General features: G+C 44.7%; 12 protein-coding genes. 4 read left to right on the forward strand and 8 right to left on the reverse strand.

Annotated elements, in window-relative coordinates; genetic code table 11:
• Positions 1 to 35: 35 nt before the first annotated feature.
• From ACFSUO_RS14585 to ACFSUO_RS14595, 3 genes are read right to left on the reverse strand one after another with little or no spacing between them, the layout of a single operon-like run.
• The gene (locus ACFSUO_RS14585; RefSeq protein WP_382395379.1) at positions 36 to 1,703 is read right to left on the reverse strand and encodes a M20/M25/M40 family metallo-hydrolase; all 1,668 of its coding nucleotides are present in this window, start codon (positions 1,701 to 1,703) and stop codon (positions 36 to 38) included.
• A 21-nt stretch (positions 1,704 to 1,724) separates the two neighbouring features.
• On the reverse strand, positions 1,725 to 2,216 hold the full coding sequence (locus ACFSUO_RS14590) for an alanine:cation symporter family protein (RefSeq protein WP_382395381.1): 492 nt from the start codon (positions 2,214 to 2,216) through the stop codon (positions 1,725 to 1,727).
• 26 nt (positions 2,217 to 2,242) lie between these two features.
• Positions 2,243 to 3,184, reverse strand: a complete 942-nt coding sequence (locus tag ACFSUO_RS14595; protein WP_382395383.1) for an alanine/glycine:cation symporter family protein — start codon at positions 3,182 to 3,184, stop codon at positions 2,243 to 2,245.
• Between the two features lie 244 nt (positions 3,185 to 3,428).
• Here ACFSUO_RS14595 and ACFSUO_RS14600 point away from each other — a divergent pair, with 244 nt between their 5' ends.
• Both ACFSUO_RS14600 and iadA read left to right on the forward strand, forming a co-directional pair.
• Positions 3,429 to 4,163: an IclR family transcriptional regulator gene (locus ACFSUO_RS14600; protein WP_382395385.1), complete on the forward strand. Its 735-nt coding sequence runs from the start codon at positions 3,429 to 3,431 to the stop codon at positions 4,161 to 4,163.
• 137 nt (positions 4,164 to 4,300) lie between these two features.
• Positions 4,301 to 5,452 carry a beta-aspartyl-peptidase gene (gene iadA / locus ACFSUO_RS14605; RefSeq protein ID WP_382395387.1) on the forward strand — a complete coding sequence of 384 codons (1,152 nt, stop codon included), beginning with the start codon at positions 4,301 to 4,303 and terminating at the stop codon, positions 5,450 to 5,452.
• A 96-nt stretch (positions 5,453 to 5,548) separates the two neighbouring features.
• Here iadA and ACFSUO_RS14610 read toward each other — a convergent pair whose 3' ends face one another.
• The gene (locus ACFSUO_RS14610; protein WP_382395389.1) at positions 5,549 to 6,502 is read right to left on the reverse strand and encodes a hydroxyacid dehydrogenase; all 954 of its coding nucleotides are present in this window, start codon (positions 6,500 to 6,502) and stop codon (positions 5,549 to 5,551) included.
• A 164-nt stretch (positions 6,503 to 6,666) separates the two neighbouring features.
• Complete coding sequence (locus tag ACFSUO_RS14615; RefSeq protein ID WP_382395391.1) at positions 6,667 to 8,313, reverse strand: M20/M25/M40 family metallo-hydrolase; 1,647 nt, start codon at positions 8,311 to 8,313, stop codon at positions 6,667 to 6,669.
• A gap of 393 nt (positions 8,314 to 8,706) precedes the next feature.
• Here ACFSUO_RS14615 and ACFSUO_RS14620 point away from each other — a divergent pair, with 393 nt between their 5' ends.
• The gene (locus ACFSUO_RS14620) at positions 8,707 to 10,215 is read left to right on the forward strand and encodes an alanine/glycine:cation symporter family protein (RefSeq protein ID WP_382395393.1); all 1,509 of its coding nucleotides are present in this window, start codon (positions 8,707 to 8,709) and stop codon (positions 10,213 to 10,215) included.
• Between the two features lie 165 nt (positions 10,216 to 10,380).
• Here the strand turns inward: ACFSUO_RS14620 and hmpA are convergent, their stop codons facing one another.
• Positions 10,381 to 11,607, reverse strand: a complete 1,227-nt coding sequence (gene hmpA, locus ACFSUO_RS14625) for an NO-inducible flavohemoprotein (RefSeq protein WP_382395395.1) — start codon at positions 11,605 to 11,607, stop codon at positions 10,381 to 10,383.
• A 379-nt stretch (positions 11,608 to 11,986) separates the two neighbouring features.
• Positions 11,987 to 12,634 carry a response regulator gene (locus tag ACFSUO_RS14630; RefSeq protein ID WP_382395463.1) on the reverse strand — a complete coding sequence of 216 codons (648 nt, stop codon included), beginning with the start codon at positions 12,632 to 12,634 and terminating at the stop codon, positions 11,987 to 11,989.
• A gap of 579 nt (positions 12,635 to 13,213) precedes the next feature.
• Between ACFSUO_RS14630 and ACFSUO_RS14635 the strand changes: the two genes are divergently transcribed.
• The gene (locus tag ACFSUO_RS14635) at positions 13,214 to 14,302 is read left to right on the forward strand and encodes a C40 family peptidase (protein WP_382395397.1); all 1,089 of its coding nucleotides are present in this window, start codon (positions 13,214 to 13,216) and stop codon (positions 14,300 to 14,302) included.
• Between the two features lie 76 nt (positions 14,303 to 14,378).
• Here the strand turns inward: ACFSUO_RS14635 and ACFSUO_RS14640 are convergent, their stop codons facing one another.
• Positions 14,379 to 15,815 (reverse strand): carbon starvation CstA family protein, encoded by a 1,437-nt coding sequence (locus tag ACFSUO_RS14640; RefSeq protein ID WP_382395399.1) that lies wholly within the window; start codon positions 15,813 to 15,815, stop codon positions 14,379 to 14,381.
• Positions 15,816 to 15,913: the final 98 nt, after the last annotated feature.

Consider the following 15,913-nt stretch of genomic DNA (forward strand, 5'->3'; position numbering starts at 1 on the left):
GCCTTTGTATGGACGATCGACCTGTCCCCCTGTCCCTATACCACACAGAATTCGTTTAACAGGTGTTTAGTGGTCTGCTTTACTAGTATTGGCAGTGTTTCAAAGGAATACGGTTTATACACGCGCTCCGTCCATTTATGCCCATCTTTTCCATATACGCCCATGTTGATCGATGGCAGGTTAAATTCTTTGATCGTTGCAAAAGGAACATTATAAAGTTTTTCCCATTCCGGCAGATTTTCCAGCAATGGCGTGAGCTGCTCTTCTGTTTCATGGCTGGAAAGAAAACTTCCATCAGCCAGGTAAGGAAAGAATTTTTTCACGGCAAATGTTTCGCCAGTTTCTTCACCGACAGCCTCTATGACGGATTCAACTGATTTTTTGATATGCTGGTCTCTTGTGCTCTCCTCTTTTAAATAGTTATGTGGCAAAAATGGCGGTGCAAAAAACAAGATGACGCGGGCTTTTTTGTTTGGATCCAGTTCCTGCAGTGCGCTGACAATCTCGAAGTTCAGCTCCCGCAATTCACTTGTCTCACTGTCCGCTAACACTTGATTAATGGCGGCACGTGTATCAATTACTTTATCCTCCAGGTATGCTACAAACTCACTGTACGTTGTTACCTCAATCTCCCATGATAAATCACGCGTCGGATAGCCTGTTTTTTCAATAAATGCATGAAACTGTTTCTGCAGGTATTGTTCGGCTTCGCTGCATACGTTTTGCGTTTCCGACAGCAGCTGGTCAAGAGCTTCTTCAGGTGTCGCTTCAAACAAAAAATAATTGAAATAAAGCTGACTGCTCGACGCTGTTTGTACCGTATACTGCTGTTTCGTATCCCGCTGATACAGGCATGTCGGCGGAAGCACGTACTCACCGGGGATTGTTTCGGCCAGTTCATAATTGTTATGGATTCGTTCGGTAATTTTTGCCGCGATAAAGTTTGGATCAATCCCAGCAAGTGTATCTCCGACATGTGCTTCTCTTCCATATATGAAGAAACTTGGCAGTATTTTACCCGCTGTGCCAGTGTACACATATTTGTTTACATCGCCATCGTATAGCGGAGTCGTAAAATCTGTATTAATAGCCACTATATACTCCAGCTGGTGCTTGTGCTGGATGCGCTTCAGTTCAGAAAGCGCGCCTGTAATCCCTTTATGCTCGCTTTCTTCATCACCATTGATAACCAGTAAAATATTTCCGCTCAATTCTTCGGGGTGTTCAGAAAAATAAAGCAGATTCGCAATGTGAACCGCTGCACCACTTTTCATATCGAGTGCCCCGCGGCCGAATAGCCAATCCCCTGATTGTGCCTGCTGTTTAAGTTCCTCATCATATTCATAGGAGCGAAAGAATGCTTCCAATGCATCTGGTGAAAAAGCCTTATCTTTCAGTAACCCAAAATCCTCCACCCCAACGGTATCGATATGGGCCTGATAAATAACCGTTTCTTTCGTTTGAGCGGCTCCTTCCACAAAAGCAAACAGATTTTTTCTTCCAGACGAATCTCCTTTAACATCCTGGATCCATAAATGATTGGCATGCTGCTGAAAATACGGAAAAGTATCCAGCAGTCTTTTAATCTCCTCCACAATAGCTGCCTCACCATCCGTACTATTAATACTGTTGATTCCAACCAAGTGTCTCGTTATCTTTTCTACCTGCTCCTTGGTCGAAAGAGATCGTAGTTGATGATACATAGCTGTTCCCTCCAGTAATTTTTAAATTATGTTTTGTTTTTTGCCAGCCGTCTGTTTATGATTCTTCTTAAAGTAGTCGTCTGTAATCGACTTCACCTGTTTGCTGAGTAGAACGACAGCGATCATATTTGGCAGTGCAATCATCGCTAACAATAAATCCAGGAATTGCCAAATGAACTGCAGGCCGCCAATCGCACCCAGCACAATGGCAGCTAAATAAACCCCGCGCATCACAATGGAAAACCTGTGCCCAAAGAGAAATTCCGCTTGTTTTTCTCCATAATAAATAATGATTAACACCGTTGTAATCACAAAGAAAAATAGAATAACAGATATCAGACTTCCAGCCAGCGAAGAACCAAACAGACTTGCGAAAGCGTTTGGCACCATGTCCGCCGCGTTATCTGGTCCGACTTTTGTCCAGGCGCCGGTGGTAATAATAACCAGTGCTGTCATCGTACAGACAACCATCGTATCGATAATAACTTTTAGAAAAACTCGGCATTTGCCCAACAAATGCCCTAGTTTTTCTTATAAGGTCATCCATTATTTATACTCTGTGACGTTACAAAGATTCCCCAGAACCCCTGCTTTGCTGGATGATTATTTTTTGCTGCGGAGTGTGCAATTGGCGCTGTTCCCATACCTGCCTCATTGGAATACAGCCCGCGCGCAAGCCCCCAGCGAATCGCAGCCGCTACCCCAGCTCCCAGGAATCCACCAGCAGCGGAAATCGGCTGGAATGCATATTCGAAAATCAGCCCGAATGCCCGAGGCACGTCTCCGATATTTACAGCCAAAACACTGATGACGCCAATCATATAAACAATCACCATAAACGGAATTAACTTTTCGGTTACGCGTCCAATCAGCTTGATTCCACCAACGATTACCATCCCAACAAGCAGCATGACAACCAATCCTGTCCAAACCGGCGCTATACCAAATGACCCATTCACCGTTTCTGCCACCGAGTTTGCCTGCACCATTGTACTAGCTACTATCTCCAGCATTAAAGCGAAGGCAAAGAAATAAGCAACCTTCTTCCAGCCCAGTCCCTTTCGAATATAGTACATGGGCCCGCCAACATATTCGCCTTTTCCATTTTTTTCACGGTAATGAATGCCCAGTACAACTTCCGAATACTTCGTGGCCATTCCAATCAGTGCCACAACCCACATCCAGAATATAGCACCCGGACCACCCAAGGCAATGGCTACCGGAACCCCGACAATGTTTGCTGCTCCCATTGTAGATGCCAGTGCACTTGTCGTAGCCTGAAATGGTGATACCGACCCCGGCGCATTACTTTTTGTAAATATTTTTCCAAAGGTTTGGTTAAGTATATGTGGAAGATGCTGAATTTGAAAAAAACCAAGCCTGAATGTCAGGTAAATCCCTCCGCCCAACAATAATAAAATCATTGGCAATCCCCATATAACTTCCGTAATTTCAGCTATAACTTGCGTGAATTTATCCATCATTACCCCCCTCTAACAAGGTCAACTAATTTAGAAATCGCCTTCAATATCGTGTAAAAATAAATAATTCCACATTGCGGATGTTTATCCGTATAATGAAATCATTGATTACTAATTATTTTATGTCATCTCTAATTATCTGTCAATATAGAAAATAAGTAACGTTCAATCGCCTTTTGAATCTCATTCCTGTGCTGGTATGTTAAAATAAAGATTAATTATTTGATAGAAAAGGGGGCTTGTTATGATTCAATCCATTGATCGTGCCATGAAAATCATTTATACACTGTCTTCTGCACCAAATGAACCATGGAATATTACGGACATAGCGGAGCACACAGAATTGCCGGTCAGTACTGTTTACCGGCTGATCGATACATTGGAAGCACACGACCTGATAACACCAATCCCTGATACCAAACAATTTAAATTGGGCTTCACATGGATAGAACTTGGGATGAAATTGTTCGAGAACCTCAGTTCAAAAGAAGTTGCCCGGCCCAGCCTCGAAAAACTGGCAATGGATGTGGAAGAAACAGTCTATCTCAACATACCTGCCAAGCGGGACTCCATTATCATTGACCGGGTAGACAGCCCAAGAAAAGTGAAGGTTATTGACTCGATTGGGGAACGGATTCCTTTTAATATTGGTGCTGCCAACAAAGCTATTCTGGCCAATATGGATAGGCAGAAAGTAATACCAGTATTGAAAGATTTATCTACTGGCGGAAAAGATGTGGAAGAATTAATCAAACAGCTAAACCAGACAAAAGTGGATGGCTATTCCACCAGCTACGGTGAGAAAACAAAAGGCACCATCGCAGTCGCAGCACCAGTTATTGGATTCCAAAACAAACTGCACGGAGCAATCAGCATAGAATTTCTTGAATACGAAACAACAGAAGAGGAAATCCAAACCATGGCCAAAAAAGTAAAACAAACAGCCCATACGATTTCCCAACAACTCGGAGGTGCATAGGGAGTGGGGACCCCGGGCTCCTTGTCCCAGTTTTGTGCGGCTAATGCAGGGTCCCAAGGCTTTCTGTCCCGGTTTTTTGCGACGGGGCATGGAGTTTGCCTAGCCGGGATGCGGGTCTTATGATTGGAGGTCAACACATGATTACGGTTATTTATAATGGAGAAATTTACGCTCCGGAGCCACTTGGAGTAACGTCCATTCTAGTTATCAATCAAACGATTGTTAAGATAGGGGATGCCAATGAGGAAGCTTTGAGGAATTTAGGAATTGAATATGAGGTGGTTGATGCAAACGGGTCGGTCGTCGTTCCGGGATTCATAGATCCTCATGTGCATTTAATTGGTGGTGGCGGAGAAGGCGGATTTGCTACCCGAACACCAGAAATACAGCTCAGTAACATGATCAAATCAGGTATAACGACAGTCGCGGGACTCCTGGGAACAGATGGCACCACCCGTCACATGACGTCCCTGCTGGCAAAAGCACGCGGACTTGAGGAAGAAGGAATGACGACTTTTATCTATACCGGGAACTATGCCGTCCCGACTCCTACAATCACATCAAACGTGAAAGATGACGTCATTTTGATCGATAAAGTTATTGGTGCAGGAGAGATAGCTATATCCGATTCCCGTTCAGGCCAGCCTTCTCTGCATGAATTAGCCAAACTGGTCGCTGAAGCGCGAGTCGGGGGTATGTTAAGCGGAAAAGCAGGTGTAACTCACTTTCACACTGGTCCAGGAAAAGAGTATTTATCGCTATTGCATCAACTGCTCGAAGACTACGAAATTCCGCCATCCCAGCTTTATGCGACCCACATTACCAGAAGCCGGGCACTGCTCGATGATGCTATTGCTTTAGCAAACAAGGGATCGTACGTGGATATGACAGCAGACAGCGAAACAGGCGAATCTATTCGGTATTACAAAGAGAATGGCGGCGACATGAGGAAGCTGACCCTATCCTCTGACGGGAATGGAAGTCTTCCTAAGTTTGATAAAAGCGGGGAGTTAATAGGCTTTGATGTAGCCAGCACCCAAACACTGTATCAGCAAATGACTTCTGCCGTAAACGATGATGGCATGGCTTTAGAGGAAGTCTTGCCGCTTGTGACAACGAATACATCAGATGTATTGCGGCTTACAAAAAAAGGAGGAATCCAGGAATCCAACGATGCCGATATAATAATTTTAGAAAAAGATTCCCTTTCCATTCAGCATGTGTTTGCCAAAGGACATCACATGATGAAAAATAGAGAACTGCTTGTAAAAGGTACATTTGAAAGTTGAATATCTAAGCGGGACGCGGGGACAGGCTTTCTGCCCCGCCGCTCCAACTCATTTCTAAAATTGGCGGAACGATGGACCTGTCCCCCCTGTCCCAACTCAAACCACGGCACAGAGTGATTTGCCGCCGTTCAGCACGCGTATGACTTCCTGTGCAATGAGCATGGCTGTCCGTGATTGCGATTCATCGGTCAGCCCGGCGATGTGCGGAGATAGATGGATAGATTCAATCTGGGACAGCAATGAATCCCTCTGGACAGGCTCCGTTTCGAGCACATCAAGGTAGGCACCAGCAATCTTTCCGGATTGGACAGCTTCAGCCAGATCCTGTTCATGTATGATTCCGCCTCTTGCTGAATTAATTACATAGGCATGAGACTTCATCAATGAAAATTTCTCTTTGTTGATCATGTGCCTGGTCACTTTGGTCAGCGGAACATGGACAGAAACGAAATCCGCTTCCGCAAGCATCTCATCAAGGGTTTCCACCGGTCTAACTCCAGTTTCTGCCAGTATATGATCGAAAGGTGTGACGAACGGATCATAGCCGATTGTTTCCATTCCGAAAGCGTTGGCCCGCTTGGCAACGCGGTGAGCGATTTCCCCCATCCCGATAAGACCGAGTTTTTTCCCATTTAATTCATACCCTGTAAAAAACTTGCGATCCCAGTTACCCCGGCGAACATCGGCATCCGCCTCAGCCAAAGGACGATACGCATCAAGCATTGCCGCCATCACATATTCCGCGACAGATGTCGCATTCGCATGTATCGCGGGAATGACCGGCATATTTCTTTCTTTTGCCGCCTCCAGATCAATGTTATCCAGCCCAACACCAAGACGGCCAATCACCTTGGCGTTTTTCGCTGCATCGAGCAGTTCAGGATCGACTTTTGTTTCATTCCGGACAATAAGCGCATCATAATTCGGCGCCAATTCCAGCAGCTCTTTTCTTTTCCGCCCCAGCTCCATATCATAATCCACGGAATAACCATTGCGCTTAAGCTCTTCCATCCCATCATTCCACATCAACTCCGTCACAAGCACCTTCATTGGACTTCACTCCCTTTTTTATAATAGTTCGCTTACCTATGTACCTATTCCTGACATCCCCGTCACATAAACACTTCTTGCCATTAGGCGCCGCACCTAACTGATTATATGCAAATCATGGCACCGGAATGCTCATGCCAGCCGGGACGCGAGGAACTGTCTCGCTACAACAATAGCTGGATGACGCGTTTTGTCAGGTTGGGGACGATTTCGAAAGAATAGGTCATTTCGGTTCTTTCCAGTTTTTTATGTGCATCCAAGCCATAAGGACCGATATTAATGACAGGAACGTCCAATTCCCGAATACCTTCATAATTAACATAATGTTTTGTTTCCCAGCCAGGATTATTATCAGAAACGGCTTGAATGTCTTCCTCGCCATCACTTATTGCTACAAAACTCATATCGGAAATATGCGGGAAAAAATTTCGTACGACAATCGGGTGTTCATACATAGGTGTCATCTCTTCAATCGCCTGATGCAACGCTCTCATTAATTCTTTTTCTCCCGGTTTTTCGCCTGTCATTTCAACCCTTGGTGAGTATAAAGAAGAATAAAATAGAATAATAGTCGGGCTTTTATCTTCCATCCACTTCCAGGCTTCTTCCACCACTTTGACGGCGAACATACGTGTATCTAATTGTTTATCCTGCAGAAGCGAGTCTTTGAACGCAGCCATATGCGATTGAAAGGATTCACCATTTTCCCTGATCAGCATATCTTCCATCTCTTTGTATATCAGCACTTTCGGTTTCCACGGGATACCCGGATATGTTTCACCACGAATGGTACAGTATTTCTCATATCTGTCCTCCAGTGTTGAAAGGGCATTTTCAAAAGCCAGATAAGCCTGTTTTTTCAATTTGTCCAAAACAGTTTTAGGGGACCAGGAGTAGATAAAAAAGTTATAATATACGAACGTGGACAGAGCAGTCTGGACGGTATAACTCGGTTTTAAATCCGCTTGTTTCAGGGAAACCGGGGGAACGGTCATTTCACCATGGGCTTCATCAGAAAGTTCCGGATTATAACTTATTTGCCTTGTCAATTCACTAGCGATAAAGTTTGGGTCTAACCCTTCAAAAGGGGAACCAACATGTGTTTCCGCCCCTGTAATAAAAAAGGTTGGCAGCAATTTTCCAACGGTTCCTTTATAAATATACCGATTTTCATCATTTTTATTGTCCGGGGAAACAAAGTCTGCATTAATAGCCGCCGTATAGGAAAAGCCATGTTCTTTTTCCCAGCGTTTCAGGATTTCTAAAGCAGACAAAATGCCGTGTGAACTGTCTTCCTCATCACATTCAGCAAGGAATACAATATTTCCATCCAATTCTTCAGGATGTTCAGCAAAGTATTTTAAAAGGTATAAATTGCTGGCAACACCGCTTTTCATATCAAGGACACCGCGGCCGAAAAGCCAATCGCCTGATTCCAAATGAGTCCTGGCCGAAGCAGTAAGTCGATCTTCCTTAAGACTTTCCATTAATTGATCAGGAAAAAATGCCTGATCTTGAAGAGAATTAAAATCACCAACCCCGACTGTATCCAAGTGACCCATCAGAATCACCGCCCGCTTACTTGTTCCCTTCGTCCCCTTAACAAAGGCCAAAACATTGTACCTTTCTAATTCATCAGCCGTTGTCTGAGCCAACACGACATTGGCAGGATTATTTTTAAAATAAGACCAGGAAGAAATCATCGAATAAAGCGATTCAGCAAGGGCTTTTTCCCCGTTCGTGTTCACGATACTTGCAGTTTGCATTAACTGCTTTGTGAAAGCCAGCATATCGTCCCGGCATGCCAACATAAATGCCACCCCCATATTAAAAAATACTTGACAAAAATATAACAATAGTAAGAAAAATAATCAAGCAGCACGCGGTGACAGGTTCCTTGTCCGAGATACAGCACAAGCTTGTTGGAGAGGTTTTTTTGCCGATACTAAAGCCCAGGGCATCAGTTGCAAAATCCCTTCCTGGTTCATCGATTTCCAAAACTTGGTGGGACAGTAAACCTGTCCCCTGTCCCAGAGTTGACGCACATTATAATTTTTGTTATATTTTAAAAAGTTAAAAAGTAATTTACAAGCCGCTTCTACAGACCTACATTCCTCTTCCAAAATAAAAGCTATCATCGAACATGCATAACCCAGCCCCAACAATTTATGGCAGCATCGCCTAATTAGAAAGGAGTATTTTTTATGGGGGAATTATTGGAATCAATTGCAGCATTTCTTTGGGGGCTTCCTCTCATCATTACCATTTTCGTCACCGGTATTTATTTGACGATCAGAAGCAAATTGTTTCAGTTTGTCCATTTGCCGCATATTCTGAAACAAGCATTTACAAACATGTTCAAAAAGAAGGATACCGATGATAACTCCAAAGGGATCATTTCGTCATTTGAGGCAGTGAGTACAGCGGTTGGCGGGTCGGTGGGAGTCGCAAACATTGGGGGTGTGTCCACTGCAATTGCTGTCGGCGGACCTGGCGCCGTGTTCTGGATGTGGGTATGTGCTCTGTTTGGCATGATTATTAAAACGGTTGAAGTAACGCTTTCTGTCCATTATCGGAATACAGACGAAAACGGGGATCCTTATGGCGGGCCGACCTACTACATGGAAAAAGGGCTCGGAGAAGAAAAAAATTTTACCTATTGGATGATACCTGCCATTCTTTTCGGGTTCGGGATTTTTATTACATTCTTTTTCACCCTGCAAAACTACACCATTTCGGAAGCGGTCAGCTCCACTTTTGATATCAGCATGATTCCCATCTCTATAACATTAATGCTGCTGACATATTATGTGATTTATGGCGGAATTAAACATGTTGGCAAAGTCGCATCTAAACTTGTACCGTTTATGGTGCTTTTTTACATTTTGGCTGGTATTTACATTATTGTAAGTAACTTCACACAAATTGATGATGTGCTTGCCGCCATCTTTCAGGGTGCATTTGGAGGAACAGCTGCGGCTGGCGGTTTTACCGGTGCGGCTGTGGCCCAGGCAATTCAAATGGGGATGGCCCGGTCTGTTTACAGTAACGAGGGTGGCTGGGGAACATCACCTATGGTTCACTCAACAGCTAAAGTCAATCATCCGGTTAAACAAGGTGTTTGGGGTGCTTTTGAGGTTTTTATCGACACTATCGTTGTCTGCTCCATCACGGCATTCGTTATCATCATTACTGGACAATGGTCAACAGGCCTATCCGGTGCACAATTGACCCTTTCCGCTTTTGAAGTCGGAGTCGGCGAAATCGGTCGCATTATAATTACGTTAGCCGTTTTCCTGTTCGGTTTAACAACCCTTACAGGCTGGTATGTCTATTATGAAGTTCTGCTTCGTCACTTGTTCCGAAACAAAAGTGCAAAACTGAAAAGTCGTTTCCTGACGCTCTATAACTGGATTTACCCCATCCCGGGCACACTCCTGGTTATCTACGCCGTCATTCAGGGTATGCCAGGTCAGACAGTCTGGTACTTCGCCGATGTTGCATCGGCCATCCCCACCTTTATCAACGTTGTCGTCATTCTGATTTTAAGCAAAAAATTCTTTGCACTACTAAGCGATTACAAAGCAAGATATATGGGAATCGGTGAAATCGACCCAACTATAGACATATTCTATGAAGACAGGGATGCGGGGTTGGGCTCCTTGTCCCAAGCGCCGCAAGACAAGGCACAAGAGGATGACAAAGCTAAGTGATGCTGCCGTGCAGGTTGTACTTCCCGCTGCTTGGGCCAGCCGGAACCCGTACGCACCGTGAAATCTTGTTAAAGAAAGGCTTCAGCTTCCACATAAGCCCGCCCCCTGTCATTTGTAAAAAACTGGTGGGACGAGGGACCTGCCCCCACGTCCCTCATGTCTCGGTTAGGCTTCTTGCAGGATGCTAACGGGGTTGAAGATTTCGTAATGGGTTTGTTCGTTTGGGATGCCCCAGTCGGTTAAGGCGCGGTCGACTGAGTTCATGAATGGGGCTGGTCCGCAGCAATAGAATTCGGCTTTGCTGTCATACTGTACAATGGACTGAAGCCACGCAAGGTCGACAAACCCTTCTTTATGGTAATTTTTCAGTGCCCGGTCCTCCGCGCTTGGGCTGTCATAGCAGACAAACGAGGAAATGTTTGAATGTTTCCGGGCAAGCTGTTCCACACGTTCTTTCATCGCGTGTGACGAACTGCTCTGTGTCGCATGAATAAACGTCACTGGCCGGTTAGGATTTGTTTCGGCAAGCGTCTCCAGCATCCCCATTACCGGTGTTATTCCAATTCCGCCACTCAGCAGAACGAGCGGGGCATCGTTGTTTGTTAGGACAAAATCACCAGCTGGTGCGGAGAATTCCAGCACATCGCCTTCCTTGACTTGGTCATGCAAATAATTGGAAACAATCCCATCCGGATGAAAGCCATCTCCTTTTTCCCGTTTCATACTTATTTTATAATAGTCTTTCCCGGATGGACCGGACAGGCTGTACTGACGCATATGTGTATATGGTTCTCCGGCAATGTCCGCTTTGATTGTCAAATACTGACCGGCCTTATAGTCTGCAATTGGGCCTCCGTCTTTCGGTTTCAGACATAATGACACGACATCAGCGGTTTCCTGAATTTTTTCATCCACTATAAATTCGCGGAACCCGTGCCATCCACCGGCTTTTTGTGCTGTATCCTGGTATTTTCGCTGTTCCAGTTCTATGAATAGATTGGCAATGTGATTATAGGCGGCTTTCCAGGCATCAATTACCTCATCCGTCGCGGAGGATCCCAGCACATCTTGGACCGCCTGGATGAGCACCTCCCCAACGACTGAATATTGCTCAGGCTTGATCCCAAGGGATACGTGCTTTTCCGCAATACGTTCGACCAGCTGCTCCAAATTCTCCAATTGGTCAATGTTTTCACCTGCCGCATACACGGCATAAACCAATGCTTCCTGCTGCAGGCCTCTTTTTTGGTTGGTCTGGTTAAATACATTTCGCAGTTCCGGAACCTCGGTAAACAGCAATTCATAAAAACGTCTCCCAATCGCTGTGCTATGTTCCTTCAAAACTGGTGCACTAGCCTTTACAATGGATAGCTTTTCAGAATCAAGATGCAATTACATTCCCTCCAGTATTGTTGTTTGTCACCAATTCCTAAGATGTTCGCAGGAATTAATTCCATAAACAACATGTTAATAGTATAAACACCTTTGCACCGTGATCTGTATCACACCAGCACGTGACAATTATGTGAAGGGACTTGTGGAGGGGGCGATTGCGGGGATAAGGGATACTTGCTGCTTGGGTTGAGCCTGGTCTCGCATGGTTAAAAGCCAGCCATGAATGCAACTGCATCCGGACGAGTAAAATCGGCGGACAGGTTCAGTGTCCCACAAAAATTTTCCAATGGTGGGAGCGAAGAACCTGTCCCCATGTTCCGCTCTCGTTTTAAAGCTGCTTCCAGCTGACAGGAGAACGGGTCATTATTTTTAAACGCTATCTAAGTATACACCTTAAATACTGTACGGTTTCTTTCCGATTGCGGGTGTTTATTTTGTGGTAAATAGCGCTGATGTAGTTTTTAACCGTCCCTTCGCCGAGGTACAGCTTCCGGGCGATGGTTTTATTCGTATCACCATTGATCATTAGATGAGCGATGTCCAATTCCCGTTTCGTCAAACTCATCCCGCGATTCTCCAGGCGCTTTCCAAGAATTTGTTCTTTATCGAGGGTTAATTCCCTTATATGGGTGACAAGAATTCTCGCTGCCTTCCCCGAAAGTACATACTGCCCGCTGGCGGCATTTCGTATTGACCGGGTCAGGTTGTCCGGATCCAAATCTTTCAGCAAGAACCCGTCCGCCCCGACATTGATTCCGCGTATTATAAGTTCATCATCAGCAAATGATGTCAGCATTACCACCTTGACCGATGGATAAAACTCTTTAATATGGACGGTCGTTTTAATCCCATCCATGCCAGGCATATGAATATCCATCAGAACAACATCCGGTGACTCGTTTTCAAGCGTCTCTATGGCTGATTCACCGCTATCCGCCACTCCAACCACCTGGATGTCCCCTGTTTCCCTAATTAAAGCTTCTACCCCTTCACGAAATAACCGCTGATCATCTACAAGCATCACCTTTATCAAAAAACCATCCTCCATCAGAACCTGAACGATTTATACACCCATCCTAACACAAACCCTGCACAAAAAAGTGCACACCCGGCGTGGGATGTAGGGACAGGTCCATTTTCCCAGTCGTGCGTGATGCTTGTCCAGCCCTAAAACTTTTTCAGCATTCCCTTCGAAAAAGACAGCATTGGCACGCGTTCCTCACTTTTGGGTAAAATTACCTATCTCCTCATTATAGCAGGTACATGAACAATATCGTAACCGTTATAAAGTAATTAAAAACTCACAACAAATACCAAAAAGTAATATATATGGGTTTTTTTGACAAAAGCCGATACCGGGATGCAAGGCCTGCTGCTGGGACATGGGGACAGGCACCTTGTCCCGGCAACAGGGCACTCCCAAGGTAAACGCGTTGCATCGAATGGAGCCAGCCATTGTTTTGGCACGGGCTTCACTTAGTAGGATCCCCCTTCTAGTAGGGCCTCGCTTACTTTTTTCCTATTTCTATTGCGGATTCTATCAAATTATGTGGGACTATGATATAATAGAATTACTTTATTTTTCTGAATGGGAGGGGAAGATATGGCGAATAGGAAGCTGATTATGTCGATGACCGCCAGTGCTGCGGTGGCGTCCGCGTTTGTCGCAGCGGATGATACTGAAGCACAAGCGTACAATGTAAAAAGCGGGGACTCGTTATGGTCAATCGCTCAGCAGTTTGATACAAGTGTTGCTGGCCTAAAATCGCTGAACGGGTTATCCGGAAACATTATTTATCCGAATCAAACATTGCAAACATCCAAATCATCGGAAAATACAAGTACATCCAGCAAACAGACCACGGATTCAGCCAGCAGCCAAACGTCTACATACATCGTAAAGCGCGGCGACACCTTAAGCGGGATAGCCGCAAAACACAATATTGCCTTGACTGATCTGATGAAATGGAACAATCTTGATTCAACGCTGATTTATCCGGGAAACGAATTTGTCGTGGTCAAACAAGACAGCTCCAGTAATGGAAACCAAAATACCGGCGGCACAACAGAAGATACCAGCCAGCCGAACACGAACCCGGCACCGGATAACGATGTAGCAGCGGCAAAAGTCTATACCGTTAAATCCGGTGACACGCTTTCAGCAATTGCGAGCAAGCACAATGTTACCGTAAGCGATTTAAAAAATTGGAACGCCCTGAAATCTGATATAATTCTAATTGGTCAAAAACTGAACATTGGATCGGATGCACCTGCGGACGAGCCAGGATCAGCCAGCAACGGCAGCAGTACCTCGCCCTCCGATATCGATTATGATGTTGATAAATTAATCCGTGTGGCGAAAGATATGAAAGGCGTTGGCTACGCGTGGGCAGGATCATCACCAAGCGGCTTTGACTGCAGCGGATTTATCCATTATGCTTACCGTCAGGCTGGAAAAGACCTTGCACGTCACTCCAGCGCAGGCTACTACAACCGCGCCTATTACGTAAACAAGCCTAAAGTTGGCGACCTCGTCTTCTTTGAAAATACGTATAAACAAGGAATTTCTCATATGGGGATCTACCTCGGCGGCAAGCGCTTCATTCATGCCGGCGCCGATGGAGTGGAAATCTCCAATTTGAACAATTCCTACTGGAGCAAACATTTCGACGGATACAAACGATTCTATTAATTCAAAAACCCCCGACACAATTGCAGGGGGTTTTTTGATTGGGACACGGAGCCTGTTTCCGCGTCCCGGCCTCTTGCTAGGCAGCTTCAAGGTCCATTTCAATTTCGTTGGATTTATTCTGTTTAGCTTTCCGGAAGAACCAGATGGCAAAGACGATGGTTAAGATGATACCGCCAATATGTGACACATCCAGTGAAAGGTTAAAACCAATTTGTGCGTTCAATATATAGACAAACACCATATCGGTAATAAACAATGCCGGAATAAGAGAAATCCAGTACCGCTTCCCTTTAACAAGCAGATACATGGTTGCAATCCAAAGCGCGAGTGATGCAGTCGTCTGGTTGGCCCAAGAGAAATAGCGCCACAGAATATCGAAATCAATTTGCGTTAGAATAAGAGAAATAACGAATAAGGGAACGGCAATGATTAAGCGATTCGTCACTTTCTTTTGATTGAATTTAATATAATCCGCTATAACAGAACGTGCTGCACGGAACGCTGTATCTCCAGACGTAATAGGAAGAACAATAACCCCAAGTACAGCAATTGTTCCGCCGACTGCACCAAGCAGAGTCGTAGCTGCCTCATTGACAACCGCTGAAGGTGTACCAGCATTAATCAGTTCGTTTAGCTGTTCCCCGTGGAAAAGGCTCATGGAAGCAGCAGCCCAGATCATAGCAATAACAGCCTCTGCAATCATCATCCCGTAAAAAATGTACCGCCCTTGGGACTCTTTTTGAACGGTACGAGAAATAATAGGTGTCTGCGTCGCATGGAAACCGGATAAAGCACCACAAGTTATCGTTAAAAATAACATGGGAAAGATTGCTAGTTTACCCGGATGCATATTTTCCAGTGTGAGCTCAGGAATTTCTGAACCATAACCAGAAGTAAACATGGTAATACCGACACCGAGTGTACCGATTAAAAGTGTTGCGCCAAGGATTGGATATATTCTCCCAATGATTTTATCAATAGGCAAAATAGTAGATAATAAGAAATAAAGAAAGATAATACCTATAATAATCCATAACGTTACCTGACCATCAAGTAAAACATGGAGCAAAGAGCCGGACGTTGTCGCAAAAACTGTCCCTACCAAAAGAAGAAGCAACAGTGCAAAGGCATTAACCAAATGCTTGGAAAAATTCCCTAAAAACTTTCCGGCTAGTTCTGGTATATGTGCCCCTTTGTTTCGAATTGAAATCATACCAGTTAAATAGTCGTGAACGCCCCCTGCAAAAATGGACCCCAAAACAATCCAAAGAAATGCAACAGGCCCAAATAATGCTCCCATAATCGGGCCAAATATGGGTCCTGTTCCGGCAATATTCAGTAATTGAATCATAGCGTTATTTTGTTTTTTCATAGGAACAAAATCCACACCGTCCTGATTAGCAATGGAAGGTGTTTTGCGTGAGTCATCTATTCCGAATGTCTTTTCAACAAATTTTCCGTAAATAAAATAGCCAAAAATTAATACAACAATGGATATGAAAAACGTTATCATGTCTCTGTCCCCTTGTTTAATCATGATGTGCAACCGGTTACATAAAGATTATACCACTATTTAACGACAAAAAACAACCATATTTTTATAGGGACGCG

Source organism: Lentibacillus juripiscarius (assembly GCF_042685205.1).
Lineage (GTDB): Bacteria > Bacillota > Bacilli > Bacillales > Amphibacillaceae > Lentibacillus > Lentibacillus juripiscarius.